This is a genomic window from Aminobacter carboxidus (assembly GCF_014863355.1).
In the GTDB taxonomy this organism is placed as follows: domain Bacteria; phylum Pseudomonadota; class Alphaproteobacteria; order Rhizobiales; family Rhizobiaceae; genus Aminobacter; species Aminobacter carboxidus.
In genome coordinates, this window is the sequence record NZ_JACZEP010000001.1 from 1,013,140 (window position 1) to 1,033,231 (window position 20,092).

Sequence of the window (20,092 nt, forward strand, 5' to 3'; positions counted from 1 at the left end):
GGTGTCGACGATGAACATGCGTGCTGAAATACAGCGTACCCCGGCGGAGGCGGCGATCATCGACGCCTTCGGCGAGCGGCTTTCGCTCCTGCCCGGCGATGGCGCGGTCATGGTCAAGCGCGACGATGCGATCGAGCAGATCAAGGCCGGCCTGCCGACCCGCCGCGTCGAATCCTGGCATTACACCGACCTGCGTCGCCTTCTCGCCTCCGTGCCCGCCTTCGATGCCAGTGCCGCCGCCAAGACCATAGCGCCTCTGCTTGAAGGCTCGAGCCTGCTGTCGATCGTCAACGGTGTGTCGGCTGCAACGCCTTCCGTCGAAGGTGTCACGTTCCAGCGCCTCGGCGACAAGCTCGTCGACGGCAGCTATGCGCCGGCGCTCGTCACCTACGGCAGCGACGACGCTGTCGGCGCGCTCAACACGGCCTTTGTCGCCGACGGCTATTTCGTCGACATCGAAGACGGCGCCCAGGTCGAAAAGCCGATCGAGCTGCAGAACATCCAGGCCGGTGGCCAGGTCCATGTCCGCTTGCCGGTTCGCGTCGGCGCTGGCGCCAAGGCAACCATCGTCGAGCGCCAGACCGGCGAGGGCGCTGGCCTCGTCAGCTCGGTCAGCCAGCTTTTGCTCGGCGATGATGCCGAGGTGCTGTGGCTGATCGTCCAGGATCAGCCTGAGACTGCGACCCATCTCGCCCAGTTCAAGGCCGAGCTCGGCAAGAACGCCAAGCTGACGCTGTTCGTCATGAACGCCGGCGGCAAGCTCGTGCGCCAGGAAGTCATCGTCAAGGCAACAGGCGAAGGCGCCGACTTCAAGCTGCGCGGTGTCAACCTGCTCGCCGGCGACTGCCATGTCGACGTCACCATGGTGCTCGACCACGCCGTGCCGCATACGTCTTCGACCGAAGTCGTGCGCAACGTCGTCACCGGTCGCGCCAAGGGCGTGTTCCAGGGCCGCATCAACGTGCACCAGATCGCCCAGAAGACCGACGCCCGCATGGCCTGCAACACGCTGCTGCTGTCCGACGATGGCGAGTTCTCGACCAAGCCCGAACTCGAAATCTTCGCCGACGACGTCGCTTGCGGCCACGGCGCGACAGTTACCGAGATCGACCGCAACCATCTGTTCTATCTGATGGCGCGCGGCATCGACGAAAAGTCCGCCCGCGGCCTTCTCGTCCGGGCGTTCCTGGCCGAGGTCATCGAGGAGCTTGAGGACGAGACAGTCGTCGAGCCGCTGGAAGAGCTGCTTAACAGCTGGTTTGCGGCGCACGCCTGACCGGGATTTTCTCCCCGTTCGCGGGGAGAAGCCGCCGACAGGCGAATGAAGGCATGGGAATTTGTTGATGGATCAGAAGGTCGAAGACAGCACCTATGACGTCGAGGCGATCCGGCGCGACTTCCCGATTCTGTCGCGCGAGGTCTACGGCAAGCCGCTCGTCTATCTCGACAACGGCGCCTCGGCCCAGAAGCCGCAGGTGGTCATCGACACCATCGCCAACGCCTATTCCAACGAATATGCCAACGTCCACCGCGGCCTGCATTTCCTGTCCAATGCCGCGACCGACGCTTATGAAAAGGCGCGCGAGAGCGTGCGCCGCTTCCTCAACGCCCCTGATGTCGACCAAATCGTCTTCACCTCCAACGCCACGTCTGCGATCAACACCGTCGCCTACGGCTACGGCATGCCAAGTATCGGCGAGGGCGACGAGATCGTGCTGTCGATCATGGAGCACCACTCCAACATCGTGCCGTGGCATTTCATCCGGGAGCGCCAGGGCGCCAAGCTCGTGTGGGTGCCGGTCGATGACCTCGGCACCTTCCACATCGAGGAATTCGAGAGTCGCCTGACCGACCGCACCAAGCTGGTCGCGATCACCCATATGTCGAACGCACTCGGCACGGTGACGCCGATCAAGGAGATCTGCCGTGTTGCGCATGCGCGCGGCATCCCCGTTCTGGTCGACGGCAGCCAGAGTGCGGTCCACATGCCCATCGACGTGCAGGACCTCGACTGCGATTTCTTCGTCATGACCGGCCACAAGCTCTACGGCCCCTCTGGTGTCGGCGTGCTCTACGGCAAGCGCGAACTGCTCGAGCGCATGCGCCCGTTCCAGGGTGGCGGCGAGATGATCGTCGAGGTGACCGAAGACATCGTCACCTACAACGAGCCGCCGCACCGCTTCGAAGCCGGCACGCCGCCGATCGTCCAGGCGATCGGCCTGGGTGCAGCGCTCGACTACATGGACGGTATCGGCCGCGAGCGCATCGCCGCCCACGAGGCGATGCTGCGCGACTATGCGCATGAGCGGCTGCGCTCGATCAATTCGCTGCGTATCTTCGGCGATGCGCCCGGTAAGGGCGCCATCGTTTCCTTCGAGCTGCAGGGCATTCATGCCCACGACGTGTCGATGGTCATCGACCGCCAGGGCGTTGCCGTGCGTGCCGGCACGCACTGCGCCCAGCCGCTGTTGAAACGCTTCGGCGTAACCTCCACATGCAGGGCGTCGTTCGGCATGTACAATACGAAGGCCGAGATTGACGTTTTGGCCGAAGCGCTTGAAAAAGCGCGTAAATTCTTCGGGTGAGCACCATGGAAGACGCTATCGCCGCTACAGTTGACGACACCGCGCCGGATACGGCAGGTAAGGGTATCGTTTCGGCCTCGGCTATCCCGGCCGACGAGCTTGCGCGGCTGACCGACGACATCGTCTCGGCGCTGAAAACGGTTTATGACCCGGAAATCCCCGCCGACATCTACGAGCTCGGCCTGATCTACAAGATCGACATCGAAGACGACCGCACCGTCAAGATCGACATGACGCTGACAGCCCCAGGCTGCCCGGTGGCCGGCGAGATGCCTGGCTGGGTGCAGAACGCCGTCGGCGCTGTCGAAGGTGTGTCGGGCGTCGAGGTTGCCATGACCTTCGATCCGCCATGGACCCCCGACCGAATGTCGGAAGAGGCCCAGGTCGCGGTCGGCTGGTATTGAGCCATCTACGGGTGGTGCTTGCATGGACATGCAATCTTCACCATCTTAGCTTGGAATGAATCATTCCGCGGGCCTTGAACCCGGCGACGAATGGAGACTGGAATGGGACGTTTCGCCGTCATCACGATGACCGACAGGGCCGCAGAGCGCGTGCGCGAGATCATGGCCACGCGCGAAAACGCGCAAGGCATCCGCCTCGGCATCAAGAAAGGCGGCTGCGCCGGCATGGAATACACGGTCGATCTGGTGGCCGAGCCGAACCCCAAGGACGACCATATCGAGCGCGACGGCGCCCATGTCTATGTCGCGCCGGAAGCGGCTTTGTTCCTCTTCGGCACCCAGATGGACTTTGAAACCACGACTTTGCGCACCGGCTTCACCTTCTCCAACCCGAACCAGAGTTCGGCATGTGGTTGCGGTGAATCGGTCGAACTGAAGCCTGCCGACCTCAAAGCCCTGGCCGAGGCGCGCGCGCAAAGCGCAGTGTAGCTGCTCCTGATGAGCGCCGAAGCGTATCGCTGGCGGTGCTCATGTTGCGGCGAAGATCATGTCGGCCTGCCGATGGACATGATGTTCGGCGAGCCCGTCGATTGGGACGCGCTCGACGATGCCACGCGGGCCGCGTCGAGCCTCGACGACGATTTCTGCGAGGTGCGCTATTCGACCGGTGAGGTCGACCGCTTCATTCGCTGCCTTCTGCCTTTTGTCGTGCCGAGAATGTCCGCCGAATTCCGCTTGGGCGTCTGGATGTCGGTGTCGGAGCGCAGTTGGGATATCTACCGCGCGGGTTTTGTGTCAGGCGTCTATGCCGAAGGCGGCTGTTTCGGTTATCTCATGCACGACGTTCCAGAATATCCTGGAACCATATACTTCAATGCCGATGTCCGGTTTCAACCCGACGGGCTTCGGCCACGCGTGGCGCTGCACGAGACCGATCACCCCTTGTTCGTCGCCCAGCGCGACGGGATCGAACCGGCCCAGATCGAGCGCTGGGCAGCAATGATGCATGGCGGATAGGGTGAGGATAAGCCAATGAGCGACGACGCCATTCGCGAGGCCTTCTCCGGCCTCGGCGAGGTCACCATCCGCAAGATGTTCGGCGGCAAGGGCATCTACCATGACGGCCTTATCGTCGGCGTTGAGGTGCGCGGCGAAATCCTGCTCAAGGCCGATGCGGTGAGCGCGCCCGATTTCGAGGCTTCAGGCGCGAAGCGTTGGACCGATGCCGGCGGCCGGCCGGTGAACATGCCCTATTGGACCATTCCCGAAAGCGCCGTCGACGACCCGGACGAGCTCGCCGTGTGGACGCTCAAGGCCTATGAGGCGGCACTTCGTACCAGGAAGTAGCCCTTACATCGCGTCGGGCGGCACGAAGAAGCAGTTCTCGTGCTCTTCGGTCGGGTGTGGAATCGGCCGTCCTGCGACGGAATCTCCGAACCATAAGGGACGAAGTAACGATTTCGGTGCGTAACCTTGCGGTGGTCGCCGGGCACCAGCACGATCGACCAGCCGCCGCCATGCTCCGTCACCGCTCTTTCAGGGATAGCCTGGCACTCGCCGTGTTCGATGTCACCATGGCAGCAAGGCCGGCGGATACGCCCCAGCCTGAGGCTGATTTATGCGCATCCGAGAGCGGCGTGCCGGCGAAGCTGGCGATCACCAGCAACGCGCATCTCTGGCAGCCGTGGCGCCGCGGACCACGCTGCCTGCACATGCGGAGAGCGAAAGTCATCGCGCACCCATCGGCCGACCCACATCTGCGGGCCGACCGAGCCTACGACGACTGCGCAGTAATTATACTAGCCATTGCTAATTATTTCAGGCCTGTGTTCGACCGGTTGGGCTCTCAGCGCTTGCCGGCCAGCGAAATCGCGATCTTGGCTGCCAATCGGGCGTTGTTCTCAACCAGAGCGATGTTGGTCTTGAGGCTGGCGCCGTTGGTCAGCTCCAGGATCTTGGCGAGCAGGAACGGCGTCACCGCCTTGCCCGAGATGTTCTGGGCTTCGGCCGCTTTCTGCGCAGCCTCGATGTAGCCTGCCATCTCTTCGGTCGCGATCTCGTCGCTTTCGGGAACCGGATTGGCCACCAGCAACCCGCCATCCAGGCCTAGCGCGGCCCGCGTCTCATAAAGGCGCGCGATCTTTTCCGGTGCATCGAGCCTCAGCGGCGCAGCATAGGGCGACTTGCGTGACCAGAAGGCCGGCACGATGTCGGAACCGTAAGCAACGACCGGCACACCGCGCGTCTCCAGCACTTCCAGCGTCTTTTCGATGTCGAGGATCGCCTTGGCGCCAGCCGACACCACGATGACAGGCGTGCGGGCCAACTCGTCGAGATCCGCGGAGATGTCGAAACTCTTTTCCGCACCCTTGTGCACGCCGCCGATGCCGCCGGTGGCGAACACCTTGATGCCGGCGAGCTGCGCCGCGATCATCGTCGCCGCGACCGTCGTGCCGCCGGTGCGGCCTTCGGCAACGGCAAAGGCGATATCGGCGCGCGACAGCTTCATAGCACCGCCGGTCATCGCCAGCGACTCGCGCTCGCCGTCCGACAGGCCGATCTTGATGCGGCCGTTGACGACCGCGATGGTTGCCGGCACGGCACCTTCGTTGGAGATGATCTTTTCGACATTGGCCGCCATCGCCGAATTGTCGGGATAGGGCATGCCATGGGTGATGATGGTGCTTTCGAGGGCCACGACCGGCTTGCCGGCGGCAAGTGCAGCGGCGACAGGTGCGTGGATGTCGATGAAGGGGCGGGCGGTTTCAGGCGTCATGTTGTTCTCCTTGGACCGCGTCATGCCATTTCCGAGGCGTTCGGCACAAGGGCCAGCGCCGCGGCGAAGGCTGCCGGGGAGAGATCGGGCACGGCCGACGCGCTCTCGATCGCCAGCACCGCAGCCGCAATGCCATGTCTTAGCGCTGTCTCCAGTCTGTCGCCACGCAGCAGCGCCACCGTTGTCGCACCCGCCAGGGCGTCGCCCGCGCCGGTGACATCGACGACCCGTCGCGGGGCAGGCGGTGCGATGATCGAAAGGCCGTCGCTGTCATAGGCGAACACAGCACTTCCGCCGGCGGTCACCACGCCGCGCCTTAGGCCGGCTTCGCGTAAGCCCCGCGTGATCTGCAACGGCTCTGCGTCGATGCCGGTGCCGGCGAGCACCGCCGCCTCGCGCCGGTTCATGAACAGGCAAGACAGCTTGTCGAGGACAGGCGTCAGTCGCACCGCCTTGGCCGGCGAAATGGCGATGGCAAACAACGGTATTGGCTGGGCCACTTCGGCCAGGCGCCAAAGGGCTGTCTCGGGCAGGTTGGCATCGCAAAGCACGGCATCCACTGTGCCGATGGCTTCCCGCAGCTTGGCGCGGCGCATCTGCTTGGGGAAGGCGAGCTCGTAGAGCCCCATGTCGGCAAGCGCCGCCACCACGTCGCCGTCGCGGTCGAGCAGGGCCGTGTAGCTCGGCGTTGCCCGATCGAGGAAAACCGCCGACAGGTCGGCAATGCCGTTGCTCGCAATCTCCGCGGCCACAGCCTCACCGGCGGCATCGCCACCCCGCACCGACATCAGCGAACCGGCAGCTCCGCGTCGCACTGCGCCGCGCAGCGCATTGAAGACACCACCGCCGACCTCCTCGCTCATCGCGCCGGGGATCGAGGCGCCCGGCACGAATGGTGCTGTCATGCGCCCGCGGCGGTCGACATGGGCGCCGCCGACGGCGAGGATCTTGGGTGACTTCATGCTGAGGCTGTCCGGTGGGCGATTAAGGCGGCGAACTTAGTGTTCCATGCGGGAGGCGGCAACCGCCAGCGATTCGCCAAGACGGGTTCTGCCAGGCAACGGGCTGTTTGGCTCAGGCGGCATCCAATTATGCACAGTTTGAAAACAAAAAAAGAACATGGCAAGGAATGTCATTCGATTTCAATCGGTTGAGTTCTCTTGCCAAATGTGAACAAAACCGGTACAAATTTATATCGGCATCGGACAGTCCGGCCTTCATTGACGACTACGGGGTGATGTATCATGGCTCAGAATTCATTGCGGCTTGTAGAGGAAAATTCGGTGGACAAATCCAAGGCTCTGGACGCGGCGCTGTCGCAGATCGAACGCGCCTTCGGCAAGGGCTCGATCATGCGTCTCGGTGCCAATGAGCAGGTTGTCGAGATCGGTACGGTCTCCACCGGCTCGCTCGGCCTCGACATTGCGCTCGGCGTTGGCGGCCTGCCGCGTGGACGCATCATCGAGATCTACGGACCGGAAAGCTCGGGCAAGACCACTTTGGCTCTCCACACTGTTGCCGAAGCCCAGAAGAAGGGCGGTATCTGCGCCTTCGTCGATGCCGAGCACGCGCTGGACCCGGTCTATGCCCGCAAGCTTGGCGTCGACCTCGAAAACCTGCTGATCTCGCAGCCCGACACCGGCGAACAGGCGCTTGAAATCTGCGACACGCTGGTGCGTTCGGGTGCCATCGACGTTCTGGTCGTCGACTCTGTGGCGGCGTTGACGCCGCGTGCCGAAATCGAAGGCGAGATGGGCGAGTCGCTGCCCGGCCTGCAGGCCCGCCTGATGAGCCAGGCGCTGCGCAAGCTGACGGCTTCGATCTCGCGCTCCAACACCATGGTCATCTTCATCAACCAGATCCGCATGAAGATCGGCGTCATGTACGGCTCGCCCGAAACCACGACGGGTGGCAACGCACTCAAGTTCTACGCTTCGGTCCGCCTCGACATCCGCCGCATCGGCTCGGTCAAGGACCGCGACGAGGTCGTCGGCAACCAGACCCGCGTCAAGGTGGTCAAGAACAAGCTGGCGCCGCCCTTCAAGCAGGTCGAGTTCGACATCATGTATGGCGAAGGCGTCTCCAAGACCGGCGAACTCGTCGATCTCGGCGTCAAGGCGGGCGTGGTCGAGAAGTCGGGCGCCTGGTTCTCCTACAACTCGCAGCGTCTGGGGCAGGGGCGTGAGAACGCCAAGCTGTTCTTACGCAACAATCCAGACGCGGCGCGCGAAATCGAACAGCTGCTCAGGCAGAATGCCGGGCTGATCGCCGAGAAGTTCCTGGAGAACGGCTCGCGCGAGGATGACAGTGAGGACGAAGCCGGGGCGATGTAACAGCGCCACTGGCTGGATCGACCAAGTCCAGGACAGCCAATCCATGCGACCGCCGGCCATCGTGCCGGCGGTTTGCGTTTGTGCAGCCGGCTTTGACGATCCGGACGGCGGATTTGCGGGCTTTTGCCGGTTCGGTGTTTCTGGACAGGGTTAAGGTGGGCCGCTAAAAGGCCAGTTCCAATTTCCGCCTGCGCAGGCGGGGTGCATCTGTTCAGAGCGGCGATCAAAGGCGGCAATATGAGTGGCGTGAACGAGATCCGGTCGACATTTCTCGACTACTTCAAGAAGAACGGACACGAGGTCGTGGCCTCAAGTCCGCTCGTGCCGCGCAACGATCCGACTTTGATGTTCACCAATGCCGGCATGGTGCAGTTCAAGAACGTCTTCACCGGGCTCGAGAGCCGCGCCTATTCACGCGCGGCGACCGCCCAGAAGAGCGTGCGCGCCGGCGGCAAGCACAACGATCTCGACAATGTCGGCTACACCGCCCGCCATCTCACCTTCTTCGAGATGCTCGGCAATTTTTCCTTTGGCGATTACTTCAAGGAACAGGCGATCGAACTCGCCTGGAACTTGATCACCAAGGAGTACGGGCTCAACAAGGACAAGCTGCTCGTCACCGTCTACCACACCGACGACGAGGCGGCCGGCTACTGGAAGAAGATCGCCGGTTTCACCGACGACCGCATCATCCGTATCGCCACGTCGGACAATTTCTGGGCCATGGGCGACACCGGTCCTTGCGGTCCGTGCTCGGAGATCTTCATCGATCGCGGCGACCATATCTGGGGCGGACCTCCCGGCAGCCCCGAGGAGGATGGTGATCGCTTCCTCGAATTCTGGAACCTCGTCTTCATGCAATACGAGCAGGTGACGAAGGAGGAGCGCATCGATCTGCCGCGCCCGTCCATCGACACTGGCATGGGCCTTGAGCGCATGGCCTCGATCCTGCAGGGCGTCGAGACCGTATTTGAGACCGATCTGTTCCGCCATCTCATCGATGCGGCATCGTCGGCGATCGGTCGCGGCCCGGATGCCAGCAATGTCGGTTCGTACCGCGTGATCGCGGATCACCTGCGTTCGTCATGCTTCCTCGTCGCCGATGGCGTGTTGCCGTCGAACGAAGGACGTGGCTATGTGCTGCGCCGCATCATGCGTCGGGCCATGCGCCATGCGCAGCTGCTGGGTGCCAGCGAACCACTGCTGTGGAAGCTGGTGCCGGCGCTGGTCCGCGAGATGGCGCAGGCCTATCCGGAACTCGGCCGTGGCGAAGCACTCATCACCGAAACGCTCAAGCTTGAGGAAACCCGTTTCCGCAAGACGCTGGCACGCGGCCTTGGCCTGCTCGCCGATGCCACCGAAACACTTGGTTCCGGCGATATGCTCGACGGCGAGACGGCCTTCAAGCTCTACGACACTTACGGCTTCCCGCTTGACCTGACGCAGGACGCACTGCGCCAGCGCAGCATCTCGGTCGACCTTGCCGGCTTCACCGACGCGATGGCGCGCCAGAAGGCGGAAGCCCGTGCCAATTGGGCCGGTTCAGGCGAAGCCGCAACCGAGACTGTCTGGTTCGGCATCAAGGACAGGAACGGCGCAACCGAGTTCCTCGGCTACGAGACCGAGCAGGCCGAAGGCGTGATCCTGACCCTCATCAAGGACGGTGCCGAGGTCGCAACCGCGGCGGCAGGCGATACCGTTGCCATCGTCGTCAACCAGACGCCCTTCTATGGCGAATCTGGCGGCCAGATGGGCGACACCGGCTTGATGTCGGGCGAGGGTTTTGTCATCGAGGTGACCGATACCCAAAAGAAGGTGGACGGCCTGTTCGTCCACTACGGCAAGGTGACCAGCGGCAAGCTCAAGACCGGTGCCGTCGTCGAGTTGAAGGTCGACCACAACAGGCGCACGCGGCTGCGTTCGAACCACTCGGCTACCCACCTCATCCACGAGGCGCTGCGCGAGGTGCTCGGCACGCATGTGGCGCAGAAAGGTTCGCTGGTCGCACCCGAGCGGCTGCGCTTCGACATCTCGCACAACAAGCCGATTTCGGCCGAGGAGCTCGAGGAAGTCGAGCGCATGTCGAACGAGATCGTCATCCAGAACAGCCCTGTTACCACGCGCCTGATGAGCGTCGACGACGCCATTGCCGAAGGTGCGATGGCGCTGTTCGGTGAAAAATACGGCGATGAGGTCCGTGTCGTGTCCATGGGTACTGGCATCCACGGCACTAAAGCCAACCGGCCCTATTCGGTCGAACTGTGCGGCGGCACCCATGTCCGTTCAACCGGCGACATCGGCCTGGTGCGCATCGTCGCCGACAGCGCAGTTGCCGCTGGCGTCCGCCGCATCGAGGCGCTGACCGGCGAGGCGGCTCGCCGTCACCTCGACGAACAGGACCGTCGCCTGAAGGCCGTCGCGTCATCGCTCAAGGTTGCGCCCGCCGACGTGCTGGCGCGGGTCGAAACGCTTGTCGAGGAGCGCAAGAAGCTCGAGCGCGAGCTTACCGACGCGCGCAAGAAGCTCGCCATGGGTGGCGGGCAGGGCGGTTCGGCCGAGGCCGCGCGCGAGATTTCTGGCGTGAAGTATCTCGGCAAGGTTGTCTCTGGCGTAGACCCTAAGGACCTCAAGGGGCTGGCTGACGAAAGCAAGGCCGGCCTGGGTTCGGGCGTGGTGGCGCTGATCGGCGTGTCCGAAGATGGCAAGGCCAGCGCCGTCGTGGCTGTCACGGCGGACCTCGTCGACCGCTTCAGCGCTGTCGATCTGGTGCGCGTCGCATCCGCAGCTCTTGGCGGCAAGGGCGGCGGTGGCCGTCCCGACATGGCTCAGGCCGGTGGCCCCGATGCGACCAAGGCCGACGAGGCCGTCGAGGCCGTCGCCCAGGCGATGGCCGGCTGATCCGGCATAAGTTTCGGAGTTTGAAGGGCGGTGGCTTCGGCTTCCGCCCTTTTCGTTTGAACGTGTCGCCGCCTAGCGGGCGATAGGCCGATGGCTCAGCGTCCGGCGGAGCCGGCGACAAATTCGACTTTGATCCGATCAGGGTCTTCAATGAACAGCGCGTAAAAGTCGCTTCCGCCATTTGCGAAAGGATAGCGCTCGTCATAGAGGCAGGTGACGCCGTTTTCCCGGCAGAAATGCCTGAGACTGTCGACGGTCGCACGGTCTTCCACGCGAAATGCCAGATGATTGAGGCCAACGCCGCTTCGGTGGTCGGGGCGAAGGGCATGTTGCTCCGCGACCTGCACGAATGTCAGGTAGGTATCGTTGCCATGCTCGAGCGTGAAGCCATCCAGCGGCCACCGTCCTCATACCCGAACTGCGCGAGCAGAGGCGCCCAAAAGGCATGCGAGACATCCAGGTTCGAAACATAAATCTCGACATGATGGAGCATCGGCCTGTTTCCCGTAGCGGCTGCCTCGCAGACTGAGCTTTTATCGCGTCAGTTGCCCGGCCGCCATCCATAGCGTCTCAGCAATTGTGCGGTCCGCAAGTGCTGCAGACCACGGGCGGCGAAAGCCGGAGTATCTGTATGGTGCAGACTTGAAAGTGCATCGGGCTTGGTCTTCGTCGTTGCTTCGGACACGCCGCCGCAAGTCAGCAGGATTTGTCAAATTCGGCTATGGTTCTGTCCAGCCGATCGATTTGCATGAGGTTTGGCATGAACGGTGAGACGGCATGGGCGGTCTATGAAACCCGCCTGAGAAGGGTTTCGGCCCATATCCACGCGCACCTCGACGAGGAGCTGGATATGGACCGCCTGGCCGAAATCGCCTGCATGTCGAGCTATCACTGGCATCGGATCTATCGTGCCATCTACGGCGAAACACTTGCCGCCACGGTCAAGAGACTGCGGCTGCACCGTGCCGCCGGAGACATCGTCGGGACGAATCTGAGTGTCAGCGAAATTGCGAAACGGTCTGGCTATCCCAATGTCCAGTCGTTCAACCGCATCTTCAAGGCCGCCTACGGCATGCCGCCGGCGCGCTACCGGAGGGAGGGAAGCCACAAGCTCTTCGAAACCAACAGAGGAAAGGCTTCCCACATGTTCGACGTGCAGATCCGCAACATTTCTGAAACCAGCCTCGTCGGCGTCGCCCATCAGGGCTCCTACCTGCAGATCGGCCAGGCTTTCGAGCAGCTGTTCGGCACTCTCTACGCCCGCGGTCAGGCGCGCCCCGACATGCGCATGATCGGCATCTATCTTGACGATCCCGATCTCGTTTCCGAGGAAAAGCTGCGCTCGGTTGCCTGCGTCAGTACCGATGCCGCAGCACTCGCCGCCGCACCGCTCGAGCGTCGCGCAATCTCGGGCGGTGAGTATGCCGTTCTGCGCCACAAGGGCCCCTATGCAGAGATGCACATGGCCTACAAATGGCTCTACGCCGAATGGCTGCCAAAATCGGGCCGCCAGCTGCGCGATGCCCTCATGTTCGAGGAATACCTCAACCATCCGCGCGATGTGGCGCCCGCCGAACTCCTGACCGACATTCATCTGCCCCTGGTGTGACGCGGGCGGCGTGAGATCAGGTCGCCGTCAGATGAACTCGCGGCCACCGGTGTACTGACGGCGAAGCCGCCGGATCACCCACTTGTGGATCGGCTGGTTTGGCCGGCGATGGAGAAAGACGGTCTGGCGAAAAGGCATTTCGCCGGACTGCACTGCGTGCCAGGGCCCAAATTGCGATGGATCGGGAAAAAGTGCTGCGTTGTGTTTCTTCGCAAGGATGGTCAGTACCGATTGGTCGTGACGGTGGTCAACAAACCCTGGCAGGTTGGGCAGGCCATGTACATTCGGAGCGTCCGTGAGACATGCTTCGCTCGCCATGGCTTCGGACAGGCGCGACACAAATTGCCTTGCTTCCGGTCCGGCCCGGTAAAGTTGGATCCCACCGACGAGCTGCGGCAGTGACCAGAATTCTTCCGTATCGGCATTCAATTCGACAAAACAGTCGCGCTTGGTCCAGATCGACTGCAGCATCGAACCGCCCATCTGAAACAGGCTGACCGTGTGCTTTTGCGCCAACGCGATGAGTGGAGCCGGGTCCGCTATAAAGGTCATGGCGACGTCGGTGTAGAGCACCGGCGTGCCATCCGGCACGCTGTTCAAGACATCCATGACGACAAATGGCTTCCACAGCCAATAGCCGGCACCGCGCCGTGCGCTCATGATGGATGGATGTCGCTGCGCCAAATCGCGCAGCACTGGATGGTCCGGTGTGTAGACAACGGTATCAAGGCCGAACCGGCGCGCCGTCTTTGCAAGCAGTTTGCCGGCCTGCGAGTAATTCGCGGTCGCAAACGTCACATGAACGGCACGCACTGGGTTCGGCCCTGGATGTTTGACGGTTAGCCCATCGCCTTCTGCAGGTTCTCGTCGATCTTGTCGAGGAAGCCGGTGGTCGACAGCCAGGGCTGGTCCGGGCCGATCAGCAGCGACAGGTCCTTGGTCATGAAGCCGCTTTCCACGGTCTGGATGCAGACGCGCTCCAGCGTCTCGGAGAAGCGCTTCAGATCGGCGTTGTCGTCGAGCTTGGCGCGGTGCGCGAGGCCACGGGTCCAGGCGAAGATCGAGGCGATCGAGTTGGTCGAGGTCTCTTCGCCCTTCTGGTGCTGGCGGTAGTGGCGCGTCACGGTGCCGTGGGCGGCTTCGGCTTCCACCGTTTTGCCATCCGGCGTCATCAGCACCGAGGTCATCAGGCCGAGCGAGCCAAAGCCCTGGGCCACGGTGTCCGACTGCACGTCGCCGTCATAGTTCTTGCACGCCCAGACATAACCGCCCGACCACTTCAGGCTCGAAGCCACCATGTCGTCGATGAGGCGGTGTTCGTACCAGAGCTTGCGTGCCTTGAACTCGGCCTCGAATTCCTTCTCGTAGACGTCCTGGAAGATGTCCTTGAAGCGGCCGTCATAGGCCTTGAGGATGGTGTTCTTGGTCGACAGATAGACCGGGTAATTGCGCAGCAGGCCGTAGTTCAGCGAGGCGCGTGCGAATTCGCGGATCGACTCGTCGAGATTGTACATGGCCATCGCCACGCCGGCGCCCGGTGCGTCGAACACGTCATGCTCGATCACCTGGCCGTCGTCGCCGACGAACTTGATCGACAGCTTGCCCTTGCCGGGGAATTTGAAATCGGTCGCCTTGTACTGGTCGCCGAAGGCATGACGGCCGACGATAATCGGCTTTGTCCAGCCCGGAACCAGGCGCGGCACGTTCTTCATGATGATCGGCTCGCGGAAGATGGTGCCGCCCAAGATGTTGCGGATCGTGCCGTTGGGCGACTTCCACATCTTCTTGAGCTTGAACTCCTCCACGCGCTGCTCGTCAGGTGTGATGGTGGCGCACTTCACGCCGACGCCGTGCTTGTTGATGGCGTTGGCGGCGTCGATCGTCACCTGGTCGTTGGTGGCGTCGCGATGCTCGATGCCGAGGTCGTAATATTCGAGGTCGAGGTCGAGATAGGGGTGGATCAGCTTGTCCTTGATGAACTGCCAGATGATGCGGGTCATCTCATCGCCGTCGAGTTCGACGACGGGCTTGGCCACCTTGATCTTCGCCATTGGAAAATGCCTCTTCTTGCCTTGGAACCAGCCGGTTCCGGAGGGTTCACGATTGGGAGTGCGGCCCCTATACCAAAGCGAATCGGAGCGCGCAAATGATTGCCCTTGCTACCTTGGGCGTGCCTGCTGACAATGTATGAATCGTCCCCGGCCGACATATGTGGTCGCAGCCGCGCAATTCATTTCCTTGTCGGCTTTTTCGGCGCCATCGGCCCGACAAAGCGCGAGGCCATGGCAATCCAGCCCTTGATGGCATCGTCGCCGAGTTCGCCCGGCGCCACCATGATGAAACCCTTCATCTCGCGGCCGGTGAAGTTCATGCGGGTCGCGCCGGGCAGGGCGAGTGCCGCCGCCTCCTGATCCTCGCCAACGCGCACGAGCAGGCCGCCATCCTTCATGGTGCCGACCATCATGTTGCCGTTGAGTGTGAAGCAGGTGCCGCCGAACATGCGGATTTCGCCGATGAATGTCCGGATCTGGTCTGCAAGGGGGTCCACCATGGCTGGCCCTTACCGGAACTTCATTTTCGCGCGCAAATATGTCAGGGACGCGCAATAGGCGCAATTCTCGGTTCAATCGCAACGATGTCAGACACTTCAATCCCCGCTCAGCCCACCGCACCGGTGATCGTTCTCGTCGAGCCCCAGCTCGGTGAGAACATTGGCATGGTGGCACGTGCCATGGCCAATTTCGGCTTGGCCGAGCTTCGGCTGGTCAATCCGCGCGACGGCTGGCCGAACGAAAAGGCGCGTTCCGCCGCCAGCAACGCCGATCATGTCATCGACGGCGTGGTGGTCTTTCCCGATCTCGCATCGGCCGTGGCCGATCTCAATTTCGTCTTTGCCACCACCGCGCGCGAGCGTGACGGCTTCAAGGAAGTGCGCGGGCCCGTCGAAGCAGGGCGCACGCTGCGCGGCCATTCCGCTTCGGGGCTTCGCACCGGCATCCTGTTCGGACGCGAGCGCTTCGGCCTCTACAACGAAGAGGTGAGTCTTGCCGACGAGATCGTCACCTTCCCGGTCGATCCCAGGTTCGCCTCGCTCAACATCGCCCAGGCGGTGCTGTTGATGTCTTATGAGTGGATGAAGTCCGGCCTGGAAGATGAGACCCAGACCAATTTCACCAGCCCCGAAATGGCGCCGGCGACCAAGGATCAGTTGCACGGACTGTTCAATCATCTTGAATCGGCGCTGGACGCGCGCGGCTATTTCCGCCCGGCGGCCAAGAAGCCCAAGATGGTCGACAATCTGCGCTCGGTGCTGACCCGGGCCGGCTTCTTCGCGCCCGAGCTCAAGGTGCTGCGTGGCGTGGTCGCCTCTCTCGACTATTTCTCGCCCAAGGAGCCGCGCGGCGCTGGCTACCCCGATCGCAAGGCGAAGGTCGATCACGCCGCCCATTCCGGCGGCGCGGGCGCTGACGAGGACGACACACCGCCGGTCGGCGGCAGGGGGCTCGACAATGACTGACCGCCCGATCCTGATGTTCGATTCAGGCATTGGCGGGCTGACAGTGCTGCGCGAGGCGCGCGTGCTGATGCCCGAGCGCCGCTTCGTCTATGTCGCTGACGACGCGGCCTTTCCTTATGGTGCCTGGGAAGAGCCGGCGCTCAAGGCGCGCATCCTCGATCTGTTCGGCCGCTTGCTCGAGCGCTTCGATCCCGAAATCTCGGTCATTCCCTGCAACACGGCGTCGACGCTGGTCATCGATGCGCTGCGCCAGGCGTTCCCCGGCCATCCCTTCGTCGGCACCGTGCCGGCGATCAAGCCGGCCGCTGAACGCACGCGGTCGGGGCTGGTTTCGGTGCTGGCAACGCCCGGCACGGTCAAGCGCCAATACACGCGCGACCTGATCACCCAATGGGCGACCAAGTGCCATGTCAGGCTGGTCGGCAGCGACAGGCTTGCGCAGATGGCCGAGACTTACATGCGCGACGGCTTTGTCGACGAGCAGGCAGTCAAGGACGAGATCGCCCCTTGCTTCATCGAGCAGGACGACCGGCGCACCGACATCGTCGTGCTCGCCTGCACGCATTACCCGTTCCTGGTTAATCGCATGCGCAAGACCGCACCCTGGCCGGTCGACTGGATCGACCCCGCCGAGGCGATCGCGCGCCGGGCTCTGTCATTGCTCAATGGCTCACGCGGCCGGCGCGACGACGCCGGTCCCGATATCGCGGTCTTCACCTCGAAACGCACCGACTTCGCCACGCGCCGGCTGATGCAGGGATTTGGGCTGGCTGTCGAAGGAACATGACGGCGCGGCAGGCGTTTCCCAAACACGAGAGGTGAGGAGAAACGCCATGCCTGCAACATCAAGAGCTCAGCAGAAGGCCGCAGGAGCGGCGCTCGCCGCCAAGCGCGGCGAGATCAAGAAGAGCGAATTGGTCGGCGCATCGAAGGAAATGTATGAGTCGATGACCGAAAAGCAGCTCGAAGAGGTCGCCGAGACCAAGCACAAGGGCTTGCCGGAGCACAAGACAAAGCACTAGCCGCGCGTCCAATTGGACGCGCACTCTGTGCCGAAAATCGATTCCGATTTTCCGGGGCATGCACTGAGCCCCGGCAGTCCGGTCAGTAGCCGACGGTGAAGCGCTTGCCCGTATGCTTGGGCGTTTCGGCCTCGTCGACAATGGCGACCGCCAGGTCTTCGACCGAGATGTGGCTTTCGCCCTTGGCGTCGAACACCGGCTGGTCGCCGCCAATGCGGAACTTTGCTGTCCGTTCGCCGGGAGCCATCATGATGGCCGGCGAGATGAACGACCATTCCACGTCAGTCTCCGAACGCAGTGCTGCGAGTGCATCACGGGCGGCGCGTGCGCCGTCCTTGTAGGCTTCGGGGAAGTGCGGGCCGTCGACGAGTTGCTTGCCGTCGATTTCGAGGCTGCCGGCGCCACCAACCACGATCACGCGCTTGTCGGCGGCCTTGGCTGCGGCGACGATCGCCTTCGAGCCGGCGAGATGCTTCGAATAGATCTCGGGATCGCCCCAACCGCCATTGAAGGCCGAGATGACGATGTCGCTGCCGGAGATCGCCGCCTTCAGCGCCTCAATGTCGCTGGCGTCGGCCTTGACGGCGGTGACACCGTCGATCTGCGCGACCTTCTCCGGGCTGCGGACAATCGCCGTAACCTTATGGCCGCGCGAGGTCGCTTCCTTGAGGATGGTGGTGCCGACAAAGCCGGATGCGCCGATGAGAGCGATTTTCATGACTGTTCTCCTTGTTCGGTCTGTTTTGCCTTCCGTGGCAAAAGCAGGTATGATCTGTAATCAAGTTACCAACGATAACTATATAGATCGAACCGACGGATGCGAAAAGAACGCATGATTTCGTGCCCAGGTTACCTCAGGAGAACCACATGAACGCGCCAGCGAAGGCATCCGCCGCGGTGCCGCTGCTTCACACCACGCCCGGCTTCGAAGCCGATGGCGGCAACACGTGCCCCATTCGCGAAGTGCTGGACCGCGTCGGCGACACCTGGAGCATCCTTGTCATCATCAACCTCCAGGAGCATTCGGTGCGCTTCAACGCTCTGAAGCGCTCCATCGAAGGCATTTCGCAGCGCATGCTGACGGTCACCTTGCGCTCGCTCGAACGCGACGGGCTTGTCACACGCACGGTGCGGCCGACCACGCCACCGGAGGTCGAATACGGGCTGACCGAACTCGGGCAGTCCATCGCCGTGCCGATCGCATCGCTCGGCAGCTGGGCTGCAAGCAATCGCGACCGCATGCGCCAGGCGAGGGAGACCTTCGATCTCGACACCTGAGCGCGCAGGAATCGGAATGCGTCGACGGACGTGACGGCCTAGCCTCGGCTCCAACCTGAAATGGAGCGCCGCGATGAATGCCGACGACATTGTTTCGAAGCTGGACTGGGATTCGATACTTCGCAACCTTGATGCGTTCGGTGTCGCACCGACCGGCCCGCTGCTGGATCGGCAAACCTGCCTCGAATTGCGGGCGCTCTACGATCAGGACCAGCATTTTCGCAGCCGCATCGTCATGCAGCGGCACGGATTTGGTTCCGGCGAATACAAGTACTTCGCCAACCCGCTTCCGCAGATGATCGCCGGCCTTCGCCGAGGCTTCTACGAGCGCCTCGCACCCTTCGCCAATGGCTGGAACGAACGCATGGGGCTCGACAGGCGCTATCCGGCCGGTCTCGACGCCTTCCTTGCCGAGTGCCACGCCGACGGGCAGACAAAACCGACGCCGCTTCTGCTCAAATACGGCGCCGGTGACTACAACTGCCTGCATCAGGACGTCTATGGCGCTCACCTCTTTCCGGTTCAGCTGGTGATTCTGCTTTCCGATCCGCAATCCGAGTTCGAGGGCGGCGATTTCGTCATGACCGAGCAGCGTCCGCGTATGCAGTCGCGCGCCGAAGTGGTATCGCTCGGCATCGGGCAAGGCGCGCTGTTTGCCGTCAACGACCGGCCCAAGGCCGGCACGCGCGGCGACTATCGCGTCAAGATGCGCCACGGCGTCAGCCGGATTCACAGAGGCGAGCGCTTCACGATGGGCGTTATCTTCCACGACGCGAAATGAGCCGGCTTTTGGCTCCCAGCGTTGACATTGCATGATGTTTCGCCTAGTTAGCCGCCAACGCCGGGCCGAAACGCCCGGTGTTTCATTTGACGTGTCCCGTGGACCTTTTCCGCAAAGCGTGCGTGGAAGGTCCTGTCAGGCTCCGAAAACGGGGGCCAGAGGAGGGCGCGTTTCCTTCACTCGAAACACGAGGTTTCGGGTGTATCGTTTTGAAAGGGAATGCGATGAGCAAGCGCGAATCCGCGAAATACAAAATCGATCGTCGTCTTGGCGAAAACATCTGGGGCCGTCCGAAGTCCCCGGTCAACAAGCGTGAATACGGCCCCGGCCAGCACGGTCAGCGCCGCAAGGGCAAGCTTTCGGACTTCGGTCTGCAGCTGCGCGCCAAGCAGAAGCTGAAGGGTCACTACGGTGACGTTTCGGAAAAGCAGTTCCGCAAGACCTACGAAGAGGCAAACCGCCGCAAGGGTGACACCTCCGAGAACCTGATCGGCCTGCTCGAGTCGCGTCTGGATGCGGTCGTTTACCGCGCCAAGTTCGTGCCGACCATTTTCGCTGCCCGTCAGTTCGTCAACCACGGCCACGTCAACGTCAACGGCAAGCGCACCAACATCTCGTCCTACCGCTGCAAGGCTGGCGACGTGATCGAAGTCCGCGAGAAGTCGAAGCAGCTGGTCATCGTGCTTGAGGCCGTTGGTCTCGCCGAGCGCGACGTTCCTGACTACATCGAAGTCGATCACAACAAGATGGTCGCGACCTTTGCTCGCGTTCCCGGCCTGTCGGACGTTCCGTACGCAGTGCAGATGGAACCGAACCTCGTCGTCGAATTCTATTCGCGCTAATCCTCGGATCAGCATCGAATTGCAGAGAGCGGCCGGAAACGGCCGCT

General features: G+C 62.6%; 22 protein-coding genes. 15 read left to right on the top strand and 7 right to left on the bottom strand.

Going from position 1 to position 20,092, the window contains the following annotated elements; all coding sequences use genetic code 11:
- Positions 1 to 10 precede the first annotated feature (10 nt).
- From sufD to IHE39_RS04765, 6 genes are all read left to right on the top strand, one after another.
- Positions 11 to 1,276, top strand: coding sequence for a Fe-S cluster assembly protein SufD (gene sufD / locus IHE39_RS04740; RefSeq protein WP_184768937.1), 1,266 nt, complete (start codon positions 11 to 13; stop codon positions 1,274 to 1,276).
- Positions 1,277 to 1,343: 67 nt separating this feature from the next.
- Complete coding sequence (locus IHE39_RS04745; RefSeq protein WP_192565668.1) at positions 1,344 to 2,585, top strand: cysteine desulfurase; 1,242 nt, start codon at positions 1,344 to 1,346, stop codon at positions 2,583 to 2,585.
- 5 nt (positions 2,586 to 2,590) lie between these two features.
- Positions 2,591 to 2,989 (top strand): SUF system Fe-S cluster assembly protein, encoded by a 399-nt coding sequence (locus IHE39_RS04750; RefSeq protein ID WP_184768939.1) that lies wholly within the window; start codon positions 2,591 to 2,593, stop codon positions 2,987 to 2,989.
- 102 nt (positions 2,990 to 3,091) lie between these two features.
- On the top strand, positions 3,092 to 3,478 hold the full coding sequence (gene sufA, locus IHE39_RS04755; RefSeq protein ID WP_192565669.1) for a Fe-S cluster assembly scaffold SufA: 387 nt from the start codon (positions 3,092 to 3,094) through the stop codon (positions 3,476 to 3,478).
- A 9-nt stretch (positions 3,479 to 3,487) separates the two neighbouring features.
- Positions 3,488 to 4,006 carry a DUF2199 domain-containing protein gene (locus tag IHE39_RS04760; RefSeq protein WP_192565670.1) on the top strand — a complete coding sequence of 173 codons (519 nt, stop codon included), beginning with the start codon at positions 3,488 to 3,490 and terminating at the stop codon, positions 4,004 to 4,006.
- A 15-nt stretch (positions 4,007 to 4,021) separates the two neighbouring features.
- Complete coding sequence (locus IHE39_RS04765) at positions 4,022 to 4,336, top strand: TfoX/Sxy family protein (RefSeq protein ID WP_192565671.1); 315 nt, start codon at positions 4,022 to 4,024, stop codon at positions 4,334 to 4,336.
- Between the two features lie 499 nt (positions 4,337 to 4,835).
- Here IHE39_RS04765 and IHE39_RS04770 read toward each other — a convergent pair whose 3' ends face one another.
- Positions 4,836 to 5,765, bottom strand: coding sequence for a pseudouridine-5'-phosphate glycosidase (locus IHE39_RS04770; RefSeq protein WP_192566051.1), 930 nt, complete (start codon positions 5,763 to 5,765; stop codon positions 4,836 to 4,838).
- A 20-nt stretch (positions 5,766 to 5,785) separates the two neighbouring features.
- Complete coding sequence (locus IHE39_RS04775) at positions 5,786 to 6,727, bottom strand: carbohydrate kinase family protein (protein ID WP_192565672.1); 942 nt, start codon at positions 6,725 to 6,727, stop codon at positions 5,786 to 5,788.
- Between the two features lie 282 nt (positions 6,728 to 7,009).
- On the opposite strand from IHE39_RS04775, the gene recA reads away from it, so the two are divergent.
- A complete protein-coding gene (gene recA, locus IHE39_RS04780) occupies positions 7,010 to 8,098 on the top strand; it encodes a recombinase RecA (protein WP_184768943.1) in 1,089 nt (362 codons plus the stop codon).
- A gap of 237 nt (positions 8,099 to 8,335) precedes the next feature.
- On the top strand, positions 8,336 to 10,996 hold the full coding sequence (alaS, locus tag IHE39_RS04785) for an alanine--tRNA ligase (protein WP_192565673.1): 2,661 nt from the start codon (positions 8,336 to 8,338) through the stop codon (positions 10,994 to 10,996).
- A gap of 95 nt (positions 10,997 to 11,091) precedes the next feature.
- Here the strand turns inward: alaS and IHE39_RS30560 are convergent, their stop codons facing one another.
- Positions 11,092 to 11,343, bottom strand: a complete 252-nt coding sequence (locus IHE39_RS30560; RefSeq protein WP_246485379.1) for a VOC family protein — start codon at positions 11,341 to 11,343, stop codon at positions 11,092 to 11,094.
- Positions 11,344 to 11,756: 413 nt separating this feature from the next.
- Here IHE39_RS30560 and IHE39_RS04795 point away from each other — a divergent pair, with 413 nt between their 5' ends.
- On the top strand, positions 11,757 to 12,605 hold the full coding sequence (locus IHE39_RS04795; protein ID WP_192565674.1) for an AraC family transcriptional regulator: 849 nt from the start codon (positions 11,757 to 11,759) through the stop codon (positions 12,603 to 12,605).
- A 27-nt stretch (positions 12,606 to 12,632) separates the two neighbouring features.
- On the opposite strand, the gene IHE39_RS04800 is transcribed toward IHE39_RS04795, so the two are convergent.
- The 3 genes from IHE39_RS04800 to IHE39_RS04810 form a co-directional block, all read right to left on the bottom strand.
- Positions 12,633 to 13,418 (bottom strand): hypothetical protein, encoded by a 786-nt coding sequence (locus tag IHE39_RS04800; protein ID WP_192565675.1) that lies wholly within the window; start codon positions 13,416 to 13,418, stop codon positions 12,633 to 12,635.
- A gap of 26 nt (positions 13,419 to 13,444) precedes the next feature.
- Entirely contained in the window at positions 13,445 to 14,656 is a 1,212-nt protein-coding gene (locus IHE39_RS04805; RefSeq protein ID WP_184768947.1) for an NADP-dependent isocitrate dehydrogenase, read from the bottom strand.
- Positions 14,657 to 14,835: 179 nt separating this feature from the next.
- Positions 14,836 to 15,156 carry a TfoX/Sxy family protein gene (locus IHE39_RS04810; protein ID WP_192565676.1) on the bottom strand — a complete coding sequence of 107 codons (321 nt, stop codon included), beginning with the start codon at positions 15,154 to 15,156 and terminating at the stop codon, positions 14,836 to 14,838.
- Between the two features lie 84 nt (positions 15,157 to 15,240).
- Between IHE39_RS04810 and IHE39_RS04815 the strand changes: the two genes are divergently transcribed.
- Genes IHE39_RS04815 through IHE39_RS04825 form a run of 3 tightly spaced genes read left to right on the top strand, consistent with a single transcriptional unit; the run spans position 15,241 to position 17,144 of the window.
- Entirely contained in the window at positions 15,241 to 16,122 is an 882-nt protein-coding gene (locus tag IHE39_RS04815; protein ID WP_192565677.1) for an RNA methyltransferase, read from the top strand.
- Positions 16,115 to 16,909 (top strand): glutamate racemase, encoded by a 795-nt coding sequence (gene murI, locus IHE39_RS04820; RefSeq protein WP_184768950.1) that lies wholly within the window; start codon positions 16,115 to 16,117, stop codon positions 16,907 to 16,909. Before IHE39_RS04815 ends, murI begins: the two co-directional genes overlap by 8 nt.
- Before the next feature lie 46 nt (positions 16,910 to 16,955).
- Positions 16,956 to 17,144, top strand: coding sequence for a DUF3008 family protein (locus IHE39_RS04825; protein ID WP_192565678.1), 189 nt, complete (start codon positions 16,956 to 16,958; stop codon positions 17,142 to 17,144).
- A gap of 82 nt (positions 17,145 to 17,226) precedes the next feature.
- Here IHE39_RS04825 and IHE39_RS04830 read toward each other — a convergent pair whose 3' ends face one another.
- Positions 17,227 to 17,862 (bottom strand): NAD(P)-dependent oxidoreductase, encoded by a 636-nt coding sequence (locus tag IHE39_RS04830; protein ID WP_184768953.1) that lies wholly within the window; start codon positions 17,860 to 17,862, stop codon positions 17,227 to 17,229.
- A 149-nt stretch (positions 17,863 to 18,011) separates the two neighbouring features.
- Between IHE39_RS04830 and IHE39_RS04835 the strand changes: the two genes are divergently transcribed.
- From IHE39_RS04835 to rpsD, 3 genes are all read left to right on the top strand, one after another.
- A complete protein-coding gene (locus IHE39_RS04835; protein WP_192565679.1) occupies positions 18,012 to 18,422 on the top strand; it encodes a winged helix-turn-helix transcriptional regulator in 411 nt (136 codons plus the stop codon).
- Between the two features lie 73 nt (positions 18,423 to 18,495).
- On the top strand, positions 18,496 to 19,203 hold the full coding sequence (locus IHE39_RS04840; RefSeq protein WP_184768956.1) for a 2OG-Fe(II) oxygenase: 708 nt from the start codon (positions 18,496 to 18,498) through the stop codon (positions 19,201 to 19,203).
- Between the two features lie 224 nt (positions 19,204 to 19,427).
- Positions 19,428 to 20,045, top strand: coding sequence for a 30S ribosomal protein S4 (gene rpsD / locus IHE39_RS04845; protein ID WP_115732354.1), 618 nt, complete (start codon positions 19,428 to 19,430; stop codon positions 20,043 to 20,045).
- Positions 20,046 to 20,092: the final 47 nt, after the last annotated feature.